Consider the following 22,924-nt stretch of genomic DNA (forward strand, 5'->3'; position numbering starts at 1 on the left):
AAGACCCCGCCCTTTTTATCCCTCAAGTTATCCCTCAAGCCCCGCTTCGTACCATCTGCGAATGGCCGCCCGGCTCTCGTCATCAAGGGCCATGTAACTGCCCGCAGGCGGCATCGCGTGCGTGACCCCGGCCTGAAGCCAGATCTCTTTCGCCAAGGTCGCCACCTCCTGCGTGGTCTCGAGCCGCACACCTTTCGGCGGAGAGGCCATGCCCTCCCAATAGGGTTCGGTCGCGTGGCACATGGAGCAGTTGGTGGTGACGATGTCATGCACCTCCTCGAACCCGGCCGCCGAGGCAAAGCGCTGCGCCATCGGGCCAAGGGCGGCTTCGTCTTCGCCCTCGTCCTGCATGTAGATGCCTGCGGTCGACAACCACATGACGGCGAGGAAAAGCCCCACGGTCAGCCCCCAGGTCCACCACAGCATGCCCCCGCGTTTGTGCATCGTGTTGAAGAAATGCCGGATCGTGACCCCCATCAGGAACACCAGCGCGGCGATGATCCAGTTGTACTTGGCGGCGAAGGCCAGCGGGTAGTGGTTCGACAGCATCATGAAGATGACCGGCAGGGTCAGGTAGTTGTTATGGGTCGAACGCTGCTTGGCGATCTTGCCGTATTTCGGATCGGGCGTGCGCCCGGCCTTGAGATCCTCGACCACCACCTTCTGGTTCGGAATGATGATGAAGAACACGTTGGCGCTCATCACCGTCGCGGTAAACGCCCCGAGATGCAGGAAGGCCGCTCGACCGGAAAACACCTGCGTATAGCCCCAGGCCATCGCCACAAGGATCACATAGAGAATGACCATCAGCCAGGTGTCGTCCTTGCCCAACATCAGCTTGCAGATCGTGTTATAGACGATCCAGCCAAAGGCCAGCGAAGCCACGGAAATCGCGATTGCGGTCCAGCGCCCCATTTCCATCACGTTGGGATCAATGAGAAAAAGCTCCGCCCCCATGTAATAGACCACCGCCATAAGTGCGAAACCCGTGAGCCAGGTCGAATAGCTTTCCCATTTGAACCAGATCAGGTCCGAAGGCATCCGCGCAGGCGCGACCATGTATTTCTGAATGAAATAGAAGCCGCCGCCATGGACCTGCCATTCCTCGCCGGAGACGCCCTGGCGTCGGTCCGACGAGGGCCGCAACCCGAGATCGAGCGCGATGAAATAGAAAGACGACCCGATCCACGCAATCGCGGTGATCACATGCAGCCAGCGCAGGGCAAACTCCGCCCATTCCCAGAAAATCGGCATCAACGTCATGTTAGCTCCCCCGATAGGTCGAATAGCTGTAAGGCGACAGCAACAGCGGCACGTGATAATGGATCTCCGCCTCATTGATCCCGAAACGGATCGGGATCTGATCGAGGAACAGGGGTTCCACGGTGACTTGCCCCGTGCGCCGCAGGTAGTCACCTGCATAGAAAATCAGTTCATAAGTGCCGGTCGCAAAGTCTCCGGCGGGCAGAATCGGCGTATCGGTCCGGCCATCGTCATTCGTGACGGCCGTGGCGATCTTCTCGCGACTGTCCCCGTTCACACGGAAAAGCACAATCTCGATCCCCTCGGCCGGCAATCCCTTGGCCGTATCGAGAACATGGGTGGTCAAAAAACCGGAAGTCATGGCGAAGCTGCCCAAATAGTTAGCGTTTCGTTTGGAGACTGTCGGAAAGCTGCGGTGGCAGCAACAATCAATCTCGTCAGATTGGATACAAAAGAGTATTCGATATCCAACAAGCCTACCAATTAGTCAAAAAACACGAAGGCCAAAGGAAATGCCGAAAAATCCACCGCGCTATGTTCGAAACATGTTGGGCTACGGGGCCAATGCGCCCGATCCGCAATGGCCCGGAGGCGCGAAGGTCGCGGTGCAATTCGTGCTGAACTATGAGGAAGGCGGCGAAAACTGCGTGTTGCATGGCGATGAGGCCTCCGAGGCCTTCCTCTCGGACATCGCGGGCGCGGCCATGTGGAAGGGCCAACGCCACTGGAACATGGAATCGATCTATGAATATGGGGCACGCGCCGGGTTCTGGCGTTTGCACCGGCTGTTCACCGAAGCCGACATCCCCGTGACGATCTACGGCGTCGCCACGGCCCTCGCCCGCTCCCCCGAACAGGTCGCGGCGATGCAGGATGCCGGATGGGAGATCGCGTCCCACGGCTACAAATGGGTCGAACACAAGGACATGCCGGAGGAGGAAGAACGCGCCTCCATTCAGGCGGCGATCAAGCTGCACGAGGAAGTCACCGGGGAACGCCCCTACGGCTGGTACACCGGGCGCTGTTCGGCCAACACCGTGCGTCTCGTATCTGAGGAAGGCGGGTTCGATTACGTGTCCGACACCTACGACGACGACCTGCCCTATTGGCTCGAAGTCGGCGATCGCGATCAACTGATCATCCCCTACACGCTTGAGGCCAACGACATGCGCTTCGCCACCAGCCCAGGCTGGATCACCGGCGAGCAGTTCTTCACCTATCTCAAGGACGCCTTCGACACGCTTTACGCGGAGGGTACGACCAGCACGCCGAAGATGATGAACATCGGTCTGCATTGTCGCCTGATCGGGCGCCCCGGCAAAATGGCGGGCCTCAAACGCTTCATCAACTATATCCAAACCTTCGACGGCGTCTGGACGCCCCGCCGCATCGACATGGCGCGCCACTGGGCCAAGGTGCATCCGCACACCCGCAAGGAGCGTCCGTCTGAAATGACCAAAGACGATTTCGTCGCGAAATTCGGCGGCGTGTTCGAGCATTCCCCCTGGGTGGCCGAACGCGCCTGGACCCTCGAACTCGGCCCGGCACATGACAGCGCCGTCGGCGTCCATTCCGTCCTCTGCCGCGCCTTCCGTGCCGCCTCCGAGGCCGAGAAAGACGGCGTGCTGATCGCCCACCCCGATCTCGCCGGAAAACTCGCGCAGGCCAAACGCCTCACGGCTGAGAGCGCCACCGAACAGGCCTCCGCCGGTCTCGACGCACTCACCGACGCAGAACGCACGACCTTCGAGACCCTTAACACCGCCTATACCGAAAAATTCGGCTTCCCCTTTATCATCGCCGTGAAAGACAATACCAAGGCGACAATCCTCGACGCATTCCACACCCGGCTCGGCAACGACCGGGACGCCGAATTCAAGACGGCCTGCAAACAGGTCGAACGGATCGCTTGGCATCGTCTGAAGGACATGGATCTCTGAGAAACGCGAATGAGCACCGAATACACCTACTGCGCCCCCACAGGCGGGCTGCCCGATCAAAACAACCACGCCCGCGAGCGTGCCGTCTTCACCAATTCCTATGCGGTCATCCCGCATGGGGTGATGTCCGACATCGTCGTGAGCTACCTGCCCGGCTGGGACAAGACCCGGGCCTGGGTTTTGGCCCGCCCGCTCACCGGCTTTGCCGAAACCTTCGCGCAACTGATCGTCGAGGTCTCTCCCGGTGGCGGCTCCACCGAGCCCGAACCCGATCCGATGGCGGAATGCGTGATCTTCGTCCTCGCCGGTCACATGCGCCTCACTCTCGGTGCCCGCGCCTATCAGCTCGACCCCGGCAGCTATGTCTTCGTCGCCCCCGGCGACACATACACCATCGCCAATGACAACGACACGCCCGCGACCTTCGTCTGGATCCGCAAGCGCTACGAACCCGCGCCGGGCATCGACACACCCGAAAGTTTCGTCACCGCCGATATGGAAAAGCCGCCGGTCGAAATGCCCAACACTTCCGGCTATTGGTCCACGTCGCGCTTCGTCGACCCGCACGATCTGCGCTACGATTTCCACGTCAATATCGTGACCTTCCTGCCGGGCGGCACCATTCCCTTTGCCGAAACCCATGTCATGGAACATGGGCTCTATGTGCTTCAGGGTCGCGGCGTTTACCTACTGAACCAAGACTGGGTTGAAGTGTCAGAAGGCGATTTCCTCTGGCTCCGTGCCTTCTGCCCGCAGGCCTGCTACGCCGCCGGTCGCCGCCCCTTCCGCTACCTCCTGTACAAAGACGTCAACCGTCACGCCAAGCTGGAACTGGGATGAGTCGCGTCATCACAACCGAACCACTGACCCCCGAGGCTTTCGCCCCTTACGGCGATGTGCTCGACGCGGTCGGTGCCCCGGACAGGATCATCAATCAGGGCAAATGCGGTCGCTACCACGACCGCGCCTTGGTCAATGTGACGCCCGAGACCGGTGGTCGCGTCGGCATTTCGATCTTCCATGCCGAGCTGCGGGATTTCCCCTACACGCTCGACCTGATCGAATGCCACCCGGAAGGCTCCCAAACCTTCGTGCCGATGTCCGCCGATCCGTTCCTCGTGATCGTCTCCGACGGTCCTGACGTCCCGCCCCGTGCCTTCGTCACCGATGGCGCACAGGCGATCAACTTTCACCGTGGCACATGGCACGGCGTCCTGACGCCGCTTTCCGGCAACGGTCTTTTCGCCGTCATCGACCGGATCGGGGACACCCCGAACCTCGAAGAACATTGGTTCGACACGCCTTGGATCGTTACCTCTGACGCATCGTAACCGGACTGCAACCTACGGGAAAACCTCGACACAGCCTTGCTTCCCCTGCACAGTTTCATGGAAACGACAGCAGGGGACAGCCATGCAAGCTTCGGCACTGATCGACACCGCGAAAATCATCGGTGAGCGCCTCCTCCGGCTCGATATAACCGGCATCAAACGGCTCTCGCGGGTCAACAGCCTGTTTGCACCGCAAAAGATCGTCTGGAATTTCTCCCATCTCGACCAGCTCTTCCACGCCCTGCCCTTCGACATGCCAAGCGCGGTGCCAAGCCCTTTGCCAGAAGCGAAAGGGCCAATAACAACCAGCGTTGATCTCGACCGCTATTTCATCGACCGAAACGTCAAAAGCTTTCTCGTCCTGAAAGACGGCGCCATCCGCCACGAGCAGTATTTTCACGGCACCCGGCCCGAAGACCGCAATATCTCATGGTCCATGTCGAAAAGCGTCACAGCACTACTCCTCGGCATCCTGATAGACAAAGGGCTGATCCCCGCCGACATTCTCGAAGCCGAGGTGCAGGACCATCTGCCCGCGCTCAAGGGCAGCGGTTATGACGGTGTTCGCCTCCTCGATGTGCTCACCATGTCGAGCGGCGTGCGCTTCGACGAGGACTATGTCGATTATCATTCCGACATCAACCGCATGGGTCGGATCATCGGTGTCGGCGGCTCGATGGACGATTTCGCCGCCACGCTCACCCGGCAATGGCCGCCCGGCACCTATATGCATTACGTGACCGTCGACACCCATGTCATCGGCATGATGATCCGGGCGCTGACCGGTCAAAAGATGATCGACCTGCTGAACGCCCATGTGATCCGCCCCATGGGGTTCGAGCACAGTGGTTTCGTCATCACCGATGAGGAACAAGAGCCTTTCGTCGCGGGCGGTTTCAACATGAGCACCCGCGATTATGCCCGCCTTGCCCAGATGATGCTGCAAAAAGGCGCATGGAACGGCACGCGGATCGTGTCCGAGGCCTGGATCGACCGCATGACACAGCAGACCGCGCCCCTGCCCGATCCCGAGACCGCAAAAATCCCCGACGGGCAATTGCGCTATGGCCTGCAATGGTGGCTGCCGCCCGAGGCGCGCGCGGGCGAGTTCTTCGGCATCGGCATCTACGGGCAGTACATGTACATCCACCGGAGCGCGGGCGTGGTGATCGCCCAGAACGCCGCCGACACGGATTTCCGGGTGGGCGATGGCGCGATCAACCTTGAGACCCTCGCGATGTTCCGGAAGATCGCGGAGGATTTGGCGGGCGCTTAGGCTCGCTGCCCCGCGCGTTTCGTGCCCGACAAAAGTCCGACACAAATCCGACGCTTTGCCGACAGTCATTTCGGAGCGATTTCGGGCGCCGATCAGACCGCCCCAAAGCCCCCGCCACCGGGCGTTTCCATCACGAAAATTCCGCCTGCCGGAAGGTCGATCTCGTCATTGCCCTGAAGCGGAATTTCAGTTCCGTCCGGCAGGATTGCAGAGTTCCGCCCCACCCTCCCCGGCGCACCGCCATCGACGCCGAAAGGCGGTATGAGCCGGTGCGAACAGAGCGTGGTCACGGTCACCGGCGTCAGGAATTCCATCTTTCGGATCAATCCGTTACCGCCATGATGCGCGCCTTGACCGCCCGAATTCGGACGGATGGAAAATTCCAGAAGCCGCACCGGGAACCGCGCTTCGAGAATTTCGGGATCGGTCATACGGGTGTTGGTCATATGCGACTGCACCGCGTCACAGCCATCGAAATCCGGTCCCGCCCCCGTGCCGCCCGCGATGGTTTCATAATTCTGGAAGTCATTATTCCCCCAGACAAAATTATTCATCGTCCCCTGCGAACCAGCGATCACCCCCAAGGCCCCGAACAGCGCATTGCACGCCGCCTGCGACACCTCCGTGTTGCCCGCAATCACCGCCGCCCCCTCGCCCGGATTGAGCATAGAACCCTCCGGCACAATGATGTTGAGCGGCTTGAGACAGCCCTCGTTCAGCGGGATGTTTTTGCCCACAAGTGTCCGGAAAACATAGAGAACCACCGCGCGAGAGATCGACAGCGGCGCATTGAAATTGCCCTTGTGCTGCGGCGAAGTGCCTGTGAAATCCACAGTCGCCGAGCGGGTGGTCGCATCGACCGTAAGACGCACCTTGATCTCTGCGCCATCGTCCATCGGATAGGTGCATTCCCCATCTGAGAGCCGGTCGATCACCGCGCGCACGGAGGCCTCGGCATTATCCTGCACATGCTGCATATAGGCCGTGACCACCTCCGCACCATAGCGGGCGACAACGCCCATAAGCGCTTGTTTTCCCGTCTCATTCGAGGCCACCTGCGCCTGAAGATCGGCGATGTTCTGGTCGATATTGCGCGCCGGATAGCGCCCCGAGGCGAGCAGCGCGCGCATTTTCTCTTCCTCGAATGTTCCGGCGCTCACAATGCGCGTGGTCTCGATCACGACACCCTCTTCCTTGAGCGTCGTGCTGTCGGGCGGCAACGACCCCGGTGTCCGCCCCCCGACATCCGCGTGATGCCCGCGCGCACCCAGCCAATAGGCCGGTTTTCCGTCCACAAATACCGGCGTCACCACAGTGATGTCCGGCAAATGCGTACCCCCACGATAGGGCGAATTGAGCACGAAAGCATCGCCCTCGGCGACGTCGGGAAACTGCCCAATCACCGTCTGCACAGAATCGGACATCGACCCGAGATGCACCGGCACATGCGGCGCATTGGCAACGAGCCTCCCCTGAGCGTCGAAGACCGCACAGGAAAAATCGAAACGCTCCTTGATGTTGACCGACCAGGACGTGTTTGCGAGCGTCGCGCCCATCTGATCGGCCACCGACATGAACAGGTTCGACATGACTTCAAGCAGAATCGGATCGGCTTCCGTCCCTGCGGCACGGGCACGGGCGGCGGGTGTGGCACGAGTCAGGATCAGGTTGCCTTTCTCGTCGAGCCGTGCAGCCCAGCCGGGTTCAACCATATTCGTTCCGGTCGGTTCGGAAATGACCGCCGGGCCATGAACCTCCGCCCCCCGCGGCAGGCTCAGACGATCATAAAGCGGCACCTCGCCCCAGCCCGACGCAGTGACGGAAATCATCGCTTTGGCCACGACCTCTCCCGCATGTATCGGCGGCACCATCGGCGTTTCACCGGTTTCCCCCACCGCCTCCACGGCCAGCATATCGAGGATCAGGGCCCGTCCCGGCGGGGCAAAGCCGAACCGCGCCTTGTGCGCGGCCTCAAAGGCCGCCGTCATCTCCGACACCGTTCCAAACGGCACATCGAGCGTCTGATGCGAGCCGGTGTAGCGCAGATGCGCGCGGGTCAGCGTCCGGATTTGCGCCACACCCTGCGCGGCCACCTCGGCCTCTGCCTCCGCCCCCAGGGACACGCGCGCCGCCTCTGCGGCTGTCAGCTCGGAGAGCGGCAAATCCAGTTGCACCTCCCGCAGCGCCCGGATGTCCGCCAGCCCCATGCCATAGGCCGAAAGCACCCCGGCAAAGGGATGAACCAGCACCTGCGTCATGCCGAGCGCATCGGCCACGAGACAGGCATGTTGTCCGCCCGCGCCGCCGAAACATTGCAGCGTATATTGCGACACGTCGTGTCCGCGCTCGACAGAGATTTTCTTGATCGCATTGGCCATATTGTCGACCGCGATCCTCAGGAAACCTTCGGCCACCTCTTCGGGCGTCAGCTCTTGCCCCGTCGCGGCGTTGATCTCCGCCGTGAGCGCCTCGAACCCGCGCCGGGTCGCCGCAACGTCGAGCGGCTCATTGCCCTCCGGTCCAAAAACATGCGGAAAATGATCGGGAGAGAGCTTGCCCAGAAAGACATTGCAATCGGTGACCGTCAGAGGCCCGCCCCGACGATAGGCGGCGGGACCGGGGTCGGCCCCCGCGCTTTCGGGGCCGACCTGAAACCGCCCGTCACGAAAGCTACAGATCGAACCGCCACCCGCCGCCACCGTGTGAATATCCATCATCGGCGCACGCAAGCGCACGCCCGCCACCTCGGTCTCGAAGGTGCGTTCATAAAGTCCTGCATAATGCGACACGTCGGTGGAGGTGCCTCCCATGTCGAAACCGATAAGCCGGTCGAACCCCGCCGCCTCGCCGGTGCGCACCATGCCGACGATGCCGCCCGCAGGCCCGGAGAGGATCGCATCGCGGCCCTGAAACAGCGCCGCATCGGTCAGCCCGCCATTGGATTGCATGAACAGGAGGCGGTCGCAGGCATGGCCCAGCGACAGCGCATCCGCCACCTGATCGACATAGCGGCGCAGGATCGGGGACAGGTAGGCATCGACCACCGTGGTGTCGCCGCGCGACACGAGCTTCGCCAATCGTGAGGTCTCATGCGAGGTGGAGACTTGTGTATAGCCGATCTGGCGCGCGATCTCCGCAACGCGGATTTCATGCGCGGGTTCGAGATAGGCGTGCAGAAAGGCAATGGCGACGGCGCGGATGCCCCGATCGAACGCCGCTTGCAGGGCAGCCCGCGCCGCGCGCTCATCGAGTGGCGTGACCACGGAACCATCGGCAGCCAGCCGCTCCGGCACCTCCGCAACAGTCTCATAGAGCAATTCCGGGCGCTTGATCTCGAGCGCGAAGAGATCCGGGCGTGTCTGGTAACCGATGCGCAGCAGGTCGCGAAAGCCCTCGGTGATCAGCAAAAGCACCTGCTCGCCCTTGCGCTCCAGAAGCGCGTTGGTGGCCACCGTCGTGCCCATCTTGACCGCCCCGATGGCGCGCTCAGGGATCGGCACGCCGGGTGCAAGCCCCAGAAGATCGCGAATCCCCTGTTCGGCGGCATCGCGATAGCGTTCGGGATTGTGCGACAGGAGCTTGTGGGAATGAAGCCGCCCCACCGGATCGCGCCCCACCACATCGGTGAAGGTGCCGCCCCGGTCGATCCAGAAATCCCATTGTCCCGTGCTGCCCATATCCGCCCCACTTTTCGCCTGTCGCGAGAGGTTAGGAGATCGTGGCACGGGCAACAAGACGGGGTGAGGATCGCGGGCGTGGCTCTGAGCCGAATTTTCTGCCGGATTTCGTCGAAATCCCTCTTGACCCCCGCAGTCGCTCCATCTATCTACGCGGCACTTCGGCGGAGTAGCTCAGTTGGTTAGAGCAGCGGAATCATAATCCGCGTGTCGGGGGTTCAAGTCCCTCCTCCGCTACCATATCCCCTAACATCTCTAAAACGCAGTCTATCGCTACGTGGCGAAACCAGATCGAATTGTGTTTATCCAATAGAAAACGCGCCGCCCCTGTCTGGCCCGGCGCGTCTTGGCTCTTGTGGATATGCTCTCAACCGAGCGGAAGACGTTGGCGCACCAAGGTCGTCCAATAGGAACTCCCCCAGGCGATCACATCGTCGTTAAAATCGTATTTCGGGTGATGCAGCGCCGCCGACGGGCCGTTGCCGACATTGATCATCGCACCGGGCACCTCGTTGAGCATGAAGGAGAAATCCTCCCCGCCCAGCGTCTGCGGCATATCGAGATGGACATTCTCGACGCCCGCCACCTCCTGCGCCGCTTTCGCCGCCAACTCGGTTTCGCGCGCGTGGTTCACGGTCACCGGATAGTGGCGCGTGTACTCGGTCTTGCCCACCGCGCCGTAAGCCGCCGCGATGTGCTCGACCATGGCCGACAGCCGCTCCTCGATCATGTCACGCACCTCTTCGCGCAGCGTCCGCACCGTGCCGGTCAGGGTGACGTCCTGCGGAATGACATTGAACGCATTGCCCGCCTGAATGGTGCAGAGCGAAATCACCGCACTGTCGATGGGGTCCATATTACGCGAGGTCAGCGTCTGAACCGCCTGCAACAGCGCGCCCGCGATTGGCAGCGGGTCGATGGTCTGTTCGGGCCGGGCCGCATGACCGCCACGTCCGGTGATGGTAATTTTCACCTCATCGACAGAGCCCATGATCGGACCCGAATTGATGGTGAATTGCCCAACCGGAAGGTTCGGACGGTTGTGCATGCCGTAGACCTCATTACAAGGCCAGCGGATGAACAGCCCGTCCTCGATCATCGCGCGTGCGCCCGCGCCGCCCTCTTCGGCAGGTTGGAAGATCACCACCACAGTCCCGTCAAAGGCCCGGCTTTCCGCCAGATGCCGCGCCGCGCCCAAAAGCATCGTCGTGTGACCGTCATGCCCACAGGCGTGCATCTTGCCAGGAATTTGCGAGGCGTAGGGCTTGCCGGTTTCCTCAATGATAGGAAGAGCATCCATATCGGCGCGCAGGCCGATAGAACGCCCGGAGACATTGCTCTGCCCCCGGATCACCCCGACAACACCGGTCTTGCCGATGCCTTCATAGACCTCGTCGACCCCGGCGGCCCGAAGCGCCTCGGCCACCTTCTGCGCCGTGCGCTCCACGTCATACAAAAGCTCCGGGTTCATATGCAGATCGCGGCGGAACTCCGTCAGTTCAGCAACCTGTTTGGCGATCCAATTCTCGACAGCCATCTCAGGCCTCCTTCTTCATTCTGTAGCGGAAATCGCAGTGGCTCGCGCCTTTCATGATCGTCTGGGTCCGGGTCATTTCGATCTCAGGATTATAGCCGATACAGAAATCACCATCGCGGTTGCAGGACAAGAGGTGGCCGATGTCGCCCAGCCCCATCTCCTGATACATCTCCGCGTATCGGCATTTCACCACATTGAAATCCATCTTTTCCTCGGACATCTCGAGGGTCTCAATTCGGAGCGCATCCTCGCGGGTCCAGTTCGGCTGGATCGCAGCAAAATCCGTCAGATCGGGCGCATGGCCCAGCTCTTCGGCCAGCATCGCGCCCTGTTCGATGGCGGATTTTGAACAAGCCGCACCGATCACGGCCTCGGCCTCTTCGCGGCCAGACCGCTCGGTGATCACGTCGAGCACATGTTTGAGGATCATCGCCTCAATCCGGCGGCGCAGCAGGATCGGAACGTCGTTCAAGTCCATCTTTTTTTCTTCGGTCATAGGTTCACTTCCTTATGGTCCTGGCGCTTGAGCCAGGCCAGATAGGTGGGGGCAAAGCGGCGCACAAAGCTATGCACCGGGAAAGGATGCGGCTCGGTCACCGGCAGGGCCAGTTCGTCTTCGGGTTGGCCGGTGGCGGCGCGGGCCAGTTCGCGGCCCAGTGAGGTGCCAAGCGCGACGCCGCGCCCGTTACACCCGACCCAAGCCCAGCCATCGGGGCCGAGTTTGTGAACACGCGGGAAGCGGTCCCAGTTCATGCCGATATAACCCGACCAGACGTGGGTCATCTCGGGCACGCCCAAGTCGGGGAAAGCCTCGGCGAGACTTTTCGCGGCTTTCTTGCGCACACGGTTGGCAACGTCAAAGGACCCCATCACGGCGCCCCCGGTGATCAACCGATTGCGCGCGTCATAACGGAAAAACCGCAAATCCCCTCGGGTATCGGAAACCGCCTGTCGGCCCGGCAGGATTTTCTGACGCAGATTGTCGCCCAGAGGCTCCGTCGCCATTTGCCAACTCAGAACCGGCACGACAGAGCGCGCAATTCGAGGCGCCAGACGCGGGGCCAGCTCCCCGGTGTAGGCATTGGTCGCGAGAATCAGTGCCCGAGCCTTGAGCGTGCCCTGCGCGGTCTTGATCACCCATTCTGAGCCGATCCGCTCATAAGACACCACGGGGCTGTCCTCATGGATCACCGCGCCCAGATGTTCCGCCACCCGCGCCATTTCCCGCGCGAGAGCCAGCGGATTGATATGCCCGCCCGTCGGGTTGAACATGCCGCCGTACCAGAAGTCAGTGCCGAGAATGTCAGCGCATTGTTGCGCGTCTTTCAACTCCGCCGGAAAGCCATAGCGCTGCCACGCCTCGACCCGTTTTTGTGACAATTTCACACGTCCGGGGCTATGCGCAGGTTGGAACCAGCCGTTCTGTTCCGCCTCCGCCTGCATGTCGAATTCGCGGACCAGATCAAAGAGCACATCACCGGAATTGCCGATCAGCCGCACCATGCGTTTGCCCGCCTCGCCATAGCGCGAGACCCAGACATCGGGTTCGGCGGAGGTGAGGATCGGAATGACCTGACCGTTGTTGCGGCCCGACGCGCCCCAACCTGCGGCTTTGCCCTCGACAACCGTGACAGCATGGCCGCGTTTGCGGGCCTCGATGGCGGCAGACAGGCCTGTGAACCCCGCGCCGATCACGACGACATCGGTTTCCTCGACGCCTGCAAGTGGCGCGGACAGCGGACGGTCTGGCGCGGTGGCGGCCCAGAGGGATTTGGGAAACTCGACAGACATCATGCCGCTCCTTCCGGGATCAAACCGGTGACTTCCTGCGGCAGCCAGAACCAGCGCAGCGCCTCTTCTTCGGCGGAGAGATCCGGCCCGGCACAGCAGTCCAGCGTTTTGGCGCTCTCGGCCAAAGCTTCAGCCTGCGCGAGGCATGTGGTGAAGTCGGGCACAGAGTTCGTTTGCGTCGCCTGGCTTTCCCAAAGGGCGGAGAGCACAGAAGGACAGGTGTCCTCGAAAGCAGGCGTCGCGCGCCAGATCCCTTCGACGGCATCGAGTTCGTAATAGGCCAGCATGTCGAGACCGTGCTCTGCGACAAAGCGGATCGCGGCGGCAATCTTGTCCACGTCTTCGTCGTCGAAGAACCAGTTTACCCCAAACCGTGCCCAGCCGGGACGGAAGATCGAATGACCGTGCTGCACGGCGGCCTCGTGACGGGCGCTTGTGGTCAGGTCAATGTCGAGCAGCGCGTGCCCGTAAGGCCCGGCACAAGAACAACCGCCACGGGCCTGAATGCCGAAGAGATCGTTGAGCAGCGCCACGACATAGTTGTGATGCAAGAGCTTGCCTTTGACCCGCAGGTTGAAGGAGAAAATCCCCAGACGCGGCACATTCGATGGCCCCAAAAGCTCCATCCCCGGAATGGCGCGCAGCGCGTCTTCCATCCGACGGGTCAGGACGGTTTCGCGCGCTTCGACGCGGGCCTCATCCATATCGCGTTTGAGCTGCATCACCATGCCGGCGCGGATGTTGTCGACGATGGCGGGCGTACCACCCTCTTCGCGGTGCTCGGGATCGGTTATGTAGCTGTGGCCTTCGGAGGTGACATAGCTCACCGTGCCACCGCCCGTCAGCGTCGGACGCGCGGTGTCGAACAGGCTGCGGTCCGCGATCAGCACACCGGAAGCCCCCGGACCGCCCGGGAATTTATGCGGCGAGATCACAGCCGCGTCGATCCGGTCGCCTGCACCCTCAGAGGTTGCCGAAAGTTCCACCGGCATATAGGGTGCGGCGGCGGCGAAATCGGCGATACAGAAAGCCTCATGCGCATGGAGCAGCTTGGCGATGGCCCGCAGATCGGTGCGCACGCCGGTGACGTTTGAGGCGGCCGAGAAAGCCCCGATTTTGAGCGGCGCGTCGGCATGGGTTTTGAGGGCCTGCTCCAACGCCTTAAGACAGATCGTGCCCGCCGCGTTCAAAGGAATGCGCACCAGTTCTGCGCCGCTCTCACGCCAGGGCAGATCGTTGGAGTGATGCTCATAGGGGCCGACAAAAACGACCCCCTCAGAGAGACCTTTCATCGCGAAGGCCCGCACCAGCTTGTCGACCGCGCCCGTGGCGCCCGAGCCTGTGAAAATCACCGCATGGTTTTCGTCCGCATCGACCGCCGAACGCACCGCTTCGCGCGCCATTTCACGCAGCTGCGTGGTGCGCCGCCCGACAAAGGAGGTCTCCGTGTGGGTGTTGCCATAGTAAGGCAAAACATGGGTACGGATCGCGTCTTCGATAAACCCGAGCGCGCGGCCGGAGGCAACATAATCCGCATAGATCAGCGCCCGCGGACCGAAGGGGCCGGACATCGCCGCCCCCTCGCCGATCAGAGCGCTGCGGATATCTTTAAATTCCAGTGACATCATAAATCCTCAGGCGGCATCCGTGTGCAGCGACGGGGGTGTCCAGTCGCGGCCCGGAATGGAAGAGAGCAGGTTTTGCGTATAAGGGTGCTGCGGGTTGGCGAAGACCTCGGCGGTGGGCCCATGTTCGACGATTTCGCCCTTTTGCATGACGATGATCCGGTCACAAAGCTGAGCCGCGACGCGCAGATCGTGGGTGACGAAGAGCAAGGACAGGTTGAGCCGGTCGCGCAGGTCTGCGAGCAGTTTCAGCACCTGCGCCTGTACCGACACATCGAGGGCGGAAACGGGTTCATCGGCGACGATCACCTTCGGCTCCATCGCAAGCGCGCGGGCGATACCGATGCGCTGACGCTGACCGCCGGAGAACTCATGCGGAAAACGGTTCGCGGCGGCGGGGGACAGTTCGACCAACTCCAAAAGCCGCTTCGCATCCTCGCGGGCCTTTTTCGGATCGGCCCCATGCACGATAGGCCCCTGCGCGATGAGATCGACCACGCGTTTGCGCGGATTAAGCGAGGCCATCGGGTCCTGAAACACCATCTGAATATGCTGACGCAGGGCACGCAATTCTTTCGGCGTTGCGGCCAAAAGATCGGTGCCGTCCAACTCGACGGAGCCGTGATCGCATTCCAAAAGACGTGTGACGATGCGCGACACGGTGGTCTTGCCAGAACCACTTTCGCCGACCACACCAAGGGTTTCACCCTGACGCAGTTCAAAGGTCAAATCCTTGACCGCCGTCACCGCCTTGCGCTTGCCCGAAAGCAATCCACCACGCGCGGCAAAGGTCTTTTTCAGACCCGTGCCCTTCAGCACGACAGGCGCGTCAGAGGCGGCTTTAACCGGCGGCGGGGTCAGCGCCGGAACGGCGCCGATCAGCGCGCGGGTATAGGGGTGTTGCGGGCGGTTGAGCACGGCGTCCGTCGTGCCGCTTTCGACCAGCTCACCACGGCAGAGCACAGCCACCTTGTCGGCGATCTCCGCCACCACGCCAAAGTCATGCGTGATGAAGAGAACCCCCGCGCCCTCTTCTTCCTGCAACTCACGAATGAGTTTGAGGATTTGCAACTGGGTCGTCACGTCGAGCGCCGTGGTCGGTTCATCCGCGATGATCAGTTTCGGCGAAAGCACCAAAGACATGGCGATCATCACCCGCTGACGCTGGCCGCCGGAGATTTGATGCGGGTAGGCGTTATAGGCCGACGCGGGCTCAGGAATGTGGACACGCTCCAACATCTCAAGCGCGCGGGCCTTGCGCTCCGCCTTGGTCATTTTGGTGTGAAGACGCAGCACTTCGTCGATCTGCCAGCCCACGGTTTTCTGCGGGTTGAGCGCGGTCATAGGTTCCTGGAAGATCATCGAAATATCTGCGCCGCGCAGTTTGCGCATCTCGGCGTCCGATTTCCCGCGAAGCTCTTCGCCCATAAACCGGATCGCACCACCGGTGACGCGCACATGCGGTTCCGGCAGAAGGCCCATGATGGCGCCCGCGCAAAGCGATTTACCGGAGCCACTTTCGCCGACGAGACAGACAATCTCGCCCGCATTGATGGTCAGATCGAGGCCTTCGAGGGCATAGCGGCGATCCGCGCCCTTGGGCAGGGAAATCTCCAACTTGCACAGATCGAGGACGGGAGGAGGTGTCTTGGTCATTTCTTCTGCCTCGGATTGAGTGCATCGTTGAGCCCCTCGCCCAGAAGCGAGAAGGACAGCACAGTGAGGATGATCGCCACGCCGGGGATCACGGCGCAATAGGGGGCAGAGCGCAGCACGGCGCGGCCCTGGCCGATCATATTGCCCCAGCTCGCGTAGTTCGGATCGCCCAGCGCCAGAAACGCCAGAGCGCTTTCCATCAGGATCGACAACGCCATGATGACGGAGGCGTAAACCACGATCGGCGGCATGGCGTTGGGCAGGATTTCGCGAAAGATGATCGAGGTGTTCGACACGCCGAGATTGCGGGCGGCATCGACGAATTCGCGATGCCGCAGCGACATAAATTCGGCACGCACCATACGGGCAGGCGCGGTCCAACTGACGATGCCGATGGCGATGGTGATCCATTCGATTTTCGATCCCATGATGGCGACGAGCGTCAGCAAAAGGACAAAGTTCGGGATGGTTTGAAAGGCCTCGGTGATGCGCATCAGCACGTCATCGACCCAGCCGCCAAAGTAACCCGCCAGCGCGCCGATGACGACGCCAATCACGATGGCGACAAGCGTGGCAACGACGCCAATCAAAAGCGAGATACGGGCACCGTAGAAGACACCGGAGAGCACATCACGGCCAAGCTGATCGGTACCGAGGGGCGTGTCCCAGTTCATGAAGGGCGGGGTCAGCGGCTCGCCCGCGCGGCGGAGCGGATCGCCGGGATCAATGATGCCAGCGGTCAATGCCATCAGCACGACAAGGGCAAACAGGAAGAGGCCAAGCAGAGCGGCGCGGTTGCGTTTGTAGCGGCGCCAGAACATGACATAGCGCGGCGGCTCGGGCGGGGCGATTTCAGTATCGGCGAGGGTCATGCGAGTTCGATCCGGCTGTCGAGACGTGCGTAGAGCAGGTCGGTGAGGAAATTGACGACGACCACGATGATGGCACAGAGAAAAATGATGCCCATCAAAGTGTTCATGTCGCGCTGGACGACGGACTGGTAGGCGAGCTGCCCAAGTCCCGGCAGGGTGAAGATGGTTTCAACCACGATGGAACCGCCCAGAACGGTGGAGAATTGCAGCCCCAAAAGCGTGACCACCGGCAGGAGCGCGTTGCGCATGATGTGGTGGGTCATGAGACGGCCTTCGCGAGCGCCCTTGGCGCGGGCGGTGCGGACGTAGTCGAGATCGGCAACCTCCATCACGGAGGCTCGCATCAGACGCAGGTAGAAGGCCAGATAGATCAACGACAAAGCCGTGGTCGGCATGATCAGGTGGCGCACCACATCCCAGACGTGATCCCAGCCGGTGTAGAAGGCGGCGATGGTCTTGATCCCGCCGACGGGCAGCCAGCCGAGTTTCACGGAGAAGACCAGCATCAGCATCAGCGACAGGAAGAACGACGGTGTGGCGTAGAACACGAGGCCGAGGATGGAAATCAGGTTGTCGGTCGCGGAATAGGCGCGGCGTGCGGCAATGGCGCCCAAAACGATCCCGGCGGTAAAGGCGATGCTCAAAGAGGCGGCCATCAACATCAGCGTGGTGCCGATCCGGTCCAGCAAGACGGTTGCGACAGGTTGCTCATAAACAAAGGACCAGCCGAAATCGAAGCTCGCCAGTTTGACCATATAGCGCCAGAGCTGCACCCAAATGGGTTGGTCAAGACCGTATTCGGACCGCAGCCGTGCGATGAAGGCGGCATCCGCGCCGCCCATGTCGCCGACAAGCGCATCGACCGTGTCGCCGGGGGCCAGTTTGAGCAAAAGAAATGTGCCGATCATGATCAGGATGACCACGGGAATGGCCTGAACCAGACGCCTCAGCGCGTAGGTCAGGATCGGGGGCATGTGCAGTGTCATTGTCTTTGGATCCTTCGGGATCATGGGCAAATGTCAAAAGAGCGGGCGCGCAGGGACGACGCGCCCGCCGGCGTCAGATCACTGTTCGAGCCAGAGATCGTACCAGCTCGACGAGTTCCACCGCGGCGTATTGTGGTGGTTGTGGAGCTTTTTGGAGGTGACCGAGATGAACGGGTGTTCGATTGCGAAGATCACCGGCAGTTCTTCCATCTCTCTGGCCTGAATCTCGTGATACATCGCGGCCCGTTTCTCGACATCAAGCTCGGAGGCGGCGGCGTCGATCATCGCGTCCATCTCCTCATCCTTCCAGCCGAACTGGTTGGTCCAGGGCGTGCCTTCCGGCTGACCGGAGCGCAGCCACACCATGGTGGAGACGGCCGGGTCGGAGCGGAACTGGTGCCAGCCGTTCGCCGTGTCGAAATCGTGGTCGCGATAGACACCGTTCAAGAAGCCCGGCGCGTCGTTGGTCAGAATCTCGACGTCGATGCCGATCTCTTTCATCGCCTGCGCATAATATTCGGCCCAGAGCTGGGTATACTCACCCCAGGGCGCCGGACGGTGGCGCAGGTGGAAGCGATAGCCGTCTTCCAGAACCGGATACCCCGCCTCGTCGAGCATCTGCTTGGCCAGTTCCGGGTCATAGTCATAGATCGGCACATCGTCGGTGTAGTTGATGCCACCGGCGCTGGGGATCGGGCCGCGCCCCGGTTTCGCATAGCCATGCATGATGGTCTTGATCGCATAGTCGATGTCGAGCCCGTGATACATCGCCTGACGCACTTTCAGGTCAGCGAGGATCGGGTTGCGATGGTTGAACTCGACGGTCGAGTGGGCGACGTTGTTTTCATAGCCCATGGTGCCGACCTCGAACCGGTCATCCTGGCTGAACCGTTCGACATCGGCCATGGAGACGCCGATGAAACCGGATTCCTGCACCTCACCCGCCTCCAAGGCGGCGGCTGCGGCGGACTTGTCCTTGATGAAACGCCAGACGATGCGGTCGAGATAGGGATAGCCCTCGCGCCAATAGTCCTCGTTCTTTTCGGCCATCACATATTGACCGCGCTCGTATTCGACAAATTTGAACGGGCCGGTGCCGACAGGCGCGGTGTTATACTCGTTCTTGAGAATATCCGTGCCCTCAAACAGATGTTTCGGCACCGGGTGACCCAGATCGGGCATGGCGGCGACGAAGAGTTCGAGCGGCATCGGTTTCGAATAGTTGAACACCGCCGTGTGTGGGTCCGGGCAATCGACGCTTTCGAGGTTGGCCTGAAGCGCGGAGGAGTAGTTCAGCAGCTTTTTCCAAAGCTCCATCGCCGAAAACGCCACGTCGTCACAGGTGAAATCCACGCCATCGTGCCATCTCACCCCTTCCCGCAATTTGAGCGTGATCGTCAGGCCGTCGTCGGAGCCGGACCATTCGGTCGCCAGCACCGGCTCATAGCCCTCATAGCTCTTGTCGATCAGCGGCTCCATGATCTTGCCGGTGATATTATAGACCCCGGTGGAGGCGCGCAGGCCCGGATTGAGGATGCGCTGTTCGGAAATCATGTGGATGACGGCGGTGCCGCCCTTCTGGACCTCTTCCTCCGCATGGGCCGCAAAGGCCACGGAACTCAGGGCCCCGGTCATGGCGAGCGCCAGCCCCGCCTGTTTCATCGTGCCCGCCTGTTTCATCGTGAAAGTCATCTTGTCTGGTTCTCCCGGTCGGTTGATCGCCCGTTTACGGGCCTCTGCGGTCGTCTTGCCCCCTCACCTGACGGAAGCTTGCCGCACACGTCAACATCAAAAACCAATTTTTGAAATAAGATTGGAAAAAAATTCTACACAATGATTAAATATTGGTGCTAATATTCCTAGCAATCTGGAAACACTGGGACAGAACATATGTTGAAAACTGCATGGATCACCGGCGCGGGGTCCGGCATCGGCGCCGCCATGGCACGGGGTTTTGCGGAGGCCGGGTATCGCGTGGCGCTGACTGCACGAGGGCGTGACAGTCTTGAGGCCGTAGCCGCCACCCTGCCAGATCCCGAGGCCGCTCTGGTCCTGCCCGGTGACGTCACCGACCGCGCAGGCATGGCCAAGGCCGCACAAAAGATCGCGGACTGGTCGGGCGGGTTGCATGTGCTGTGCAACAATGCCGGACTGAACATCCCGAAACGCAGTTGGGCCGATCTCGATTGGGAGAGCTGGGATCGGGTGATCGACGTGAACATCACCGGTGCGCTCAATGTGATCGCCGCCTGCCTGCCGATCATGCGCGCCCAGAAAGACGGCGTGATGATCCATACGTCGAGCTGGGCCGGGCGGTTTCATTCACCGGTCAGCGGCGTGGTCTATGGCGCCTCGAAACATGCGCTGTCCGATCTCTCGCTCAGCCTCAATGACGAGGAGGGCAAGAACGGCATCCGCTCCACCGCCCTTTGCCCCGCCGAGGTGGCGACGCCGCTTTTGGCGAAACGCCCCGGCTTCGATGCCGCACAAATGGCCGCGATGATCCAACCGGAGGATATGGCGAAAACCGCGCTCTTCGTCGCCGAAATGCAGCCCGGCATCTGCCTGCCGGAAATCGTTCTGAGCCCCGTTCGCTCCTAAACGCATATATAAAGGGACACGCACATGACCCATCCCATCAAAGGCATCGACCATTGCTTTGCCCTCGTTGACGATCTCGACAGCGCCGCCGCGCAGTATCAGGCGCTTGGCTTCACCCTGTCGCCGCGCGGCACCCATTCCGCCGCCAAGGGCACGGCGAATTACACGATCATGTTCCCGGACGACTATTTCGAACTCTTGGGCATTCTGACGCCGACCGAGCTGAACGCCTCGCGCCGGGAGACTTTGGCCACCATGGGACAGGGGCTTCATGCCATCGCCTGCCGGATCGACGACGCCGAAGCCGCCGCAAAAGCGCTTGGCGATCTGGGCATCACCACGCAGGGGCTCGGAAGTTTCTCGCGCCCGGTGCCGCTGCCCGATGGTTGCGAAGGCATCGCCGCCTTTTCCACCGTCAGCTTTACCCCCGAGGAGACCCCATTTGGCATGGTCTTCATGTGCCAGCACAAAACCCGCGAAACGGTTTGGATTCCCGAGCTTCTGGAGCACCCCAATACCGTTTGCGGTATTGACGCGATCCTTGCGATCTCCGAGACACCCGAAGAAGACGCCCTAGGCTTTGCGCGCCTATGGGCCAAGGGCACTGTACATACCGAAGACGGGCTGACGGTGATTGAAACCGGCCCGAACTCTGCCCCCCTGATCCTCGCCACGGCGGCGCGCATGGCCGCGCTCTATCCCGGCCTCGACCTGACCGGCACCACGAAAGGCGCCTTCACGGCGCTGCGCCTGAAGGTCCGCGACATGGACGCCGCAAAGCATTGCCTTACGGATGCGAATGTGGCCATGTGTGAGACCACCGACGGCCTCGCCGTTGGTCCCGAATTTTCAGCAGGTGTAATTTTGGAGTTTGTTCCCGCATGACAGAGACCCGCCCCCGCAAAACCGGATCGAAGCCGATCGAAAGCATGACCTTCGATGAGATCGACCAGCAAATCCTCACACTTTTGCAAGAGGACAGCGACACGCCGATTCAGGCGATTTCCGAGGCGGTGGGCCTGTCGACCAACCCGTGCTGGCGGCGGATCAAGCGGATGGAAGAGGCGGGGGTGATCAAGAAACGTGTCGCCCTCGTGGATCAGACCCGCGCCAATGTGCCCCTCACGGTGTTCATCGGGGTCAGCACTTCGCACCATGAGATCGACTGGCTCAACAGGTTTCGTGAACTGATCGACGAGATCCCCGAGGTGATGGAGGCCTATCGCCTCACTGGCACAGTGGATTACATCCTCAAGGTCGTGGTGCCGGACATGGCCTCATACGATGCGGTTTACAAACAGATGATCCAGAAGCTCGAATTCAGCCAGGTCAATTCGATGATCTCGATGGAAGAGTTGAAATTCACCACGGCAATTCCGACGAGCTACCTCTGAAGGGGGCAGGCCCGCGCATCAGACCCGCTGTGCCTGATGACCCATCTGCGGCTCAAGGAACACTTCGGTGAAATAGTCGTAAAACACCCGCGTCGCCTCGCTCCACGCCTGCCCCTTGTGCCAGGCGAGGCCGACATCCATCGACGGGATCTCCAGATCGGTCGTCACCGTGCCGATCCGCCGCCCCTCGAGCGACCAGGGCCGATGCACCATGTCCGAGAGGATCGTCACCCCCTGCCCGTTGGCAACCATGGAGCGCACAGCCTCGGTGGAGGAGGTCCGCAGCTTGATCTTGGGCGACAGCCCCGTCGGCCCCCAGTATTTCATCGAGGTATGCGCGGCCTCGTCGACGGTCAGCATGATGTAATCCTCTTCCGCGATCTCCGCGAATGTCGCCAGCCCCTTGAGCTGCAACGGATGGTTCTGCGGCACCCAGAGACGCCGTTGCGACCGGAGAAGCGTCTGGGTTTCAAGCTCGGGATTGGCGGTGTTCGAGGTCAGCAGCACCGCCATGTCGAACCGGTTGGTGATCAGCCCCTCCTCAATGCTCTCCCGGTTCAACTCGCTGAGCCGGATGTCGAGCTTTGGAAAGCGGTGGTTCAGCCGGTCAAGATGGTAGGGCAGGAAATACCCGATCACCGTATAAGTGGCGGCGATGTTGATCGTGCCCTCGATCTCCGAATGGCTCTGCACCACATTGCGCGCCATTTCGACCTTTTCCATGATCTCGCGCGCCGCGCCCAAAAGCTCCCGCCCCGGCGGGGTCAGCTCCATGCCATGAGCTGTGCGCACGAAGAGGATCACATCGAGATCCTGCTCCAATTCGCGCACGGCGGTGGTGATCGAGCTTTGCGAGATCCTGAGCTCGCTGGCGGCGCGGCTGACCTGACCGAGCTCGGCGGTGGCGATGAAATATTTCAACTGGCGCAGATTCATGGTGCTGTCCCTGTTCGGAGTCTCCGATACCCATCGGCG

The 22,924-nt window shown here is 61.4% G+C and carries 19 protein-coding genes and 1 tRNA gene; 8 read left to right on the plus strand and 12 right to left on the minus strand.

All coding sequences use genetic code 11. From position 1 onward, the window contains the following. Positions 1 to 27: 27 nt before the first annotated feature. Together CEW89_RS10325 and uraH are read right to left on the minus strand one after the other, a co-directional pair. The gene (locus tag CEW89_RS10325) at positions 28 to 1,263 is read right to left on the minus strand and encodes a urate hydroxylase PuuD (protein WP_096805847.1); all 1,236 of its coding nucleotides are present in this window, start codon (positions 1,261 to 1,263) and stop codon (positions 28 to 30) included. Between the two features lies 1 nt (position 1,264). Continuing rightward, the gene (gene uraH / locus CEW89_RS10330; protein WP_096805848.1) at positions 1,265 to 1,624 is read right to left on the minus strand and encodes a hydroxyisourate hydrolase; all 360 of its coding nucleotides are present in this window, start codon (positions 1,622 to 1,624) and stop codon (positions 1,265 to 1,267) included. Between the two features lie 151 nt (positions 1,625 to 1,775). On the opposite strand from uraH, the gene puuE reads away from it, so the two are divergent. From puuE to CEW89_RS10350, 4 genes are all read left to right on the plus strand, one after another. Then, complete coding sequence (gene puuE / locus CEW89_RS10335; protein ID WP_096805849.1) at positions 1,776 to 3,203, plus strand: allantoinase PuuE; 1,428 nt, start codon at positions 1,776 to 1,778, stop codon at positions 3,201 to 3,203. Between the two features lie 9 nt (positions 3,204 to 3,212). Then, positions 3,213 to 4,043 (plus strand): bifunctional allantoicase/(S)-ureidoglycine aminohydrolase, encoded by an 831-nt coding sequence (locus tag CEW89_RS10340; RefSeq protein ID WP_096805850.1) that lies wholly within the window; start codon positions 3,213 to 3,215, stop codon positions 4,041 to 4,043. After that, positions 4,040 to 4,534, plus strand: a complete 495-nt coding sequence (locus CEW89_RS10345) for an ureidoglycolate lyase (protein WP_096805851.1) — start codon at positions 4,040 to 4,042, stop codon at positions 4,532 to 4,534. Before CEW89_RS10340 ends, CEW89_RS10345 begins: the two co-directional genes overlap by 4 nt. Positions 4,535 to 4,616: 82 nt before the next feature. Next, positions 4,617 to 5,810, plus strand: coding sequence for a serine hydrolase domain-containing protein (locus CEW89_RS10350; RefSeq protein WP_096805852.1), 1,194 nt, complete (start codon positions 4,617 to 4,619; stop codon positions 5,808 to 5,810). Positions 5,811 to 5,902: 92 nt separating this feature from the next. Here the strand turns inward: CEW89_RS10350 and CEW89_RS10355 are convergent, their stop codons facing one another. Further along, a complete protein-coding gene (locus CEW89_RS10355; RefSeq protein ID WP_096805853.1) occupies positions 5,903 to 9,487 on the minus strand; it encodes a hydantoinase B/oxoprolinase family protein in 3,585 nt (1,194 codons plus the stop codon). Positions 9,488 to 9,650: 163 nt separating this feature from the next. Between CEW89_RS10355 and CEW89_RS10360 the strand changes: the two genes are divergently transcribed. Further along, positions 9,651 to 9,727: transfer RNA gene (locus tag CEW89_RS10360), tRNA-Met, on the plus strand. 127 nt (positions 9,728 to 9,854) lie between these two features. Here the strand turns inward: CEW89_RS10360 and CEW89_RS10365 are convergent. The 8 genes from CEW89_RS10365 to CEW89_RS10400 all read right to left on the minus strand — a co-directional run bounded on the left by CEW89_RS10365 (position 9,855) and on the right by CEW89_RS10400 (position 19,646). After that, entirely contained in the window at positions 9,855 to 11,024 is a 1,170-nt protein-coding gene (locus CEW89_RS10365; RefSeq protein WP_096805854.1) for a M20 aminoacylase family protein, read from the minus strand. Between the two features lies 1 nt (position 11,025). Beyond that, positions 11,026 to 11,520, minus strand: coding sequence for an L-2-amino-thiazoline-4-carboxylic acid hydrolase (locus tag CEW89_RS10370; protein ID WP_226553762.1), 495 nt, complete (start codon positions 11,518 to 11,520; stop codon positions 11,026 to 11,028). Next, positions 11,517 to 12,818, minus strand: coding sequence for an NAD(P)/FAD-dependent oxidoreductase (locus CEW89_RS10375; RefSeq protein ID WP_096805855.1), 1,302 nt, complete (start codon positions 12,816 to 12,818; stop codon positions 11,517 to 11,519). The genes CEW89_RS10370 and CEW89_RS10375 overlap by 4 nt, the downstream gene beginning before the upstream one ends. Further along, positions 12,815 to 14,440, minus strand: coding sequence for an aminotransferase class V-fold PLP-dependent enzyme (locus CEW89_RS10380; RefSeq protein WP_096805856.1), 1,626 nt, complete (start codon positions 14,438 to 14,440; stop codon positions 12,815 to 12,817). The genes CEW89_RS10375 and CEW89_RS10380 overlap by 4 nt, the downstream gene beginning before the upstream one ends. Before the next feature lie 9 nt (positions 14,441 to 14,449). Continuing rightward, positions 14,450 to 16,096 carry an ABC transporter ATP-binding protein gene (locus CEW89_RS10385; RefSeq protein WP_096805857.1) on the minus strand — a complete coding sequence of 549 codons (1,647 nt, stop codon included), beginning with the start codon at positions 16,094 to 16,096 and terminating at the stop codon, positions 14,450 to 14,452. Then, positions 16,093 to 16,968 carry an ABC transporter permease gene (locus CEW89_RS10390; RefSeq protein ID WP_096805858.1) on the minus strand — a complete coding sequence of 292 codons (876 nt, stop codon included), beginning with the start codon at positions 16,966 to 16,968 and terminating at the stop codon, positions 16,093 to 16,095. The genes CEW89_RS10385 and CEW89_RS10390 overlap by 4 nt, the downstream gene beginning before the upstream one ends. Then, positions 16,965 to 17,954: an ABC transporter permease gene (locus CEW89_RS10395; protein WP_198403405.1), complete on the minus strand. Its 990-nt coding sequence runs from the start codon at positions 17,952 to 17,954 to the stop codon at positions 16,965 to 16,967. Before CEW89_RS10395 ends, CEW89_RS10390 begins: the two co-directional genes overlap by 4 nt. A gap of 78 nt (positions 17,955 to 18,032) precedes the next feature. Then, the gene (locus CEW89_RS10400; RefSeq protein ID WP_198403406.1) at positions 18,033 to 19,646 is read right to left on the minus strand and encodes an ABC transporter substrate-binding protein; all 1,614 of its coding nucleotides are present in this window, start codon (positions 19,644 to 19,646) and stop codon (positions 18,033 to 18,035) included. Positions 19,647 to 19,844: 198 nt separating this feature from the next. On the opposite strand from CEW89_RS10400, the gene CEW89_RS10405 reads away from it, so the two are divergent. From CEW89_RS10405 to CEW89_RS10415, 3 genes are read left to right on the plus strand one after another with little or no spacing between them, the layout of a single operon-like run. After that, entirely contained in the window at positions 19,845 to 20,555 is a 711-nt protein-coding gene (locus CEW89_RS10405) for an SDR family oxidoreductase (RefSeq protein ID WP_096805859.1), read from the plus strand. Positions 20,556 to 20,579: 24 nt separating this feature from the next. Continuing rightward, positions 20,580 to 21,440 (plus strand): VOC family protein, encoded by an 861-nt coding sequence (locus tag CEW89_RS10410; RefSeq protein WP_096805860.1) that lies wholly within the window; start codon positions 20,580 to 20,582, stop codon positions 21,438 to 21,440. Then, positions 21,437 to 21,949, plus strand: coding sequence for an Lrp/AsnC family transcriptional regulator (locus CEW89_RS10415; RefSeq protein ID WP_081423757.1), 513 nt, complete (start codon positions 21,437 to 21,439; stop codon positions 21,947 to 21,949). Before CEW89_RS10410 ends, CEW89_RS10415 begins: the two co-directional genes overlap by 4 nt. 18 nt (positions 21,950 to 21,967) lie before the next feature. Here CEW89_RS10415 and CEW89_RS10420 read toward each other — a convergent pair whose 3' ends face one another. Further along, positions 21,968 to 22,885: a LysR family transcriptional regulator gene (locus CEW89_RS10420; RefSeq protein WP_096805861.1), complete on the minus strand. Its 918-nt coding sequence runs from the start codon at positions 22,883 to 22,885 to the stop codon at positions 21,968 to 21,970. Positions 22,886 to 22,924 lie beyond the last annotated feature (39 nt).

This window comes from Celeribacter ethanolicus, assembly GCF_002407265.1.
In the GTDB taxonomy this organism is placed as follows: Bacteria; Pseudomonadota; Alphaproteobacteria; order Rhodobacterales; family Rhodobacteraceae; genus Celeribacter; species Celeribacter ethanolicus.

What these genes read in the sequence shown, in the direction of transcription:
- CEW89_RS10380 (WP_096805856.1), bottom strand. Translation starts at nt 14,440, where the DNA reads ATGTCACTGGAATTTAAAGATATCCGCAGCGCTCTGATCGGCGAGGGG.
- CEW89_RS10420 (WP_096805861.1), bottom strand. Translation starts at nt 22,885, where the DNA reads ATGAATCTGCGCCAGTTGAAATATTTCATCGCCACCGCCGAGCTCGGT.
- CEW89_RS10410 (WP_096805860.1), top strand. Translation starts at nt 20,580, where the DNA reads ATGACCCATCCCATCAAAGGCATCGACCATTGCTTTGCCCTCGTTGAC.
- CEW89_RS10365 (WP_096805854.1), bottom strand. Translation starts at nt 11,024, where the DNA reads ATGGCTGTCGAGAATTGGATCGCCAAACAGGTTGCTGAACTGACGGAG.
- CEW89_RS10340 (WP_096805850.1), top strand. Translation starts at nt 3,213, where the DNA reads ATGAGCACCGAATACACCTACTGCGCCCCCACAGGCGGGCTGCCCGAT.
- CEW89_RS10385 (WP_096805857.1), bottom strand. Translation starts at nt 16,096, where the DNA reads ATGACCAAGACACCTCCTCCCGTCCTCGATCTGTGCAAGTTGGAGATT.
- CEW89_RS10415 (WP_081423757.1), top strand. Translation starts at nt 21,437, where the DNA reads ATGACAGAGACCCGCCCCCGCAAAACCGGATCGAAGCCGATCGAAAGC.
- CEW89_RS10375 (WP_096805855.1), bottom strand. Translation starts at nt 12,818, where the DNA reads ATGATGTCTGTCGAGTTTCCCAAATCCCTCTGGGCCGCCACCGCGCCA.
- CEW89_RS10345 (WP_096805851.1), top strand. Translation starts at nt 4,040, where the DNA reads ATGAGTCGCGTCATCACAACCGAACCACTGACCCCCGAGGCTTTCGCC.
- CEW89_RS10350 (WP_096805852.1), top strand. Translation starts at nt 4,617, where the DNA reads ATGCAAGCTTCGGCACTGATCGACACCGCGAAAATCATCGGTGAGCGC.
- CEW89_RS10405 (WP_096805859.1), top strand. Translation starts at nt 19,845, where the DNA reads ATGTTGAAAACTGCATGGATCACCGGCGCGGGGTCCGGCATCGGCGCC.
- CEW89_RS10390 (WP_096805858.1), bottom strand. Translation starts at nt 16,968, where the DNA reads ATGACCCTCGCCGATACTGAAATCGCCCCGCCCGAGCCGCCGCGCTAT.
- puuE (WP_096805849.1), top strand. Translation starts at nt 1,776, where the DNA reads ATGCCGAAAAATCCACCGCGCTATGTTCGAAACATGTTGGGCTACGGG.
- uraH (WP_096805848.1), bottom strand. Translation starts at nt 1,624, where the DNA reads ATGACTTCCGGTTTTTTGACCACCCATGTTCTCGATACGGCCAAGGGA.
- CEW89_RS10395 (WP_198403405.1), bottom strand. Translation starts at nt 17,954, where the DNA reads ATGACACTGCACATGCCCCCGATCCTGACCTACGCGCTGAGGCGTCTG.
- CEW89_RS10355 (WP_096805853.1), bottom strand. Translation starts at nt 9,487, where the DNA reads ATGGGCAGCACGGGACAATGGGATTTCTGGATCGACCGGGGCGGCACC.
- CEW89_RS10370 (WP_226553762.1), bottom strand. Translation starts at nt 11,520, where the DNA reads ATGACCGAAGAAAAAAAGATGGACTTGAACGACGTTCCGATCCTGCTG.
- CEW89_RS10325 (WP_096805847.1), bottom strand. Translation starts at nt 1,263, where the DNA reads ATGACGTTGATGCCGATTTTCTGGGAATGGGCGGAGTTTGCCCTGCGC.
- CEW89_RS10400 (WP_198403406.1), bottom strand. Translation starts at nt 19,646, where the DNA reads ATGACTTTCACGATGAAACAGGCGGGCACGATGAAACAGGCGGGGCTG.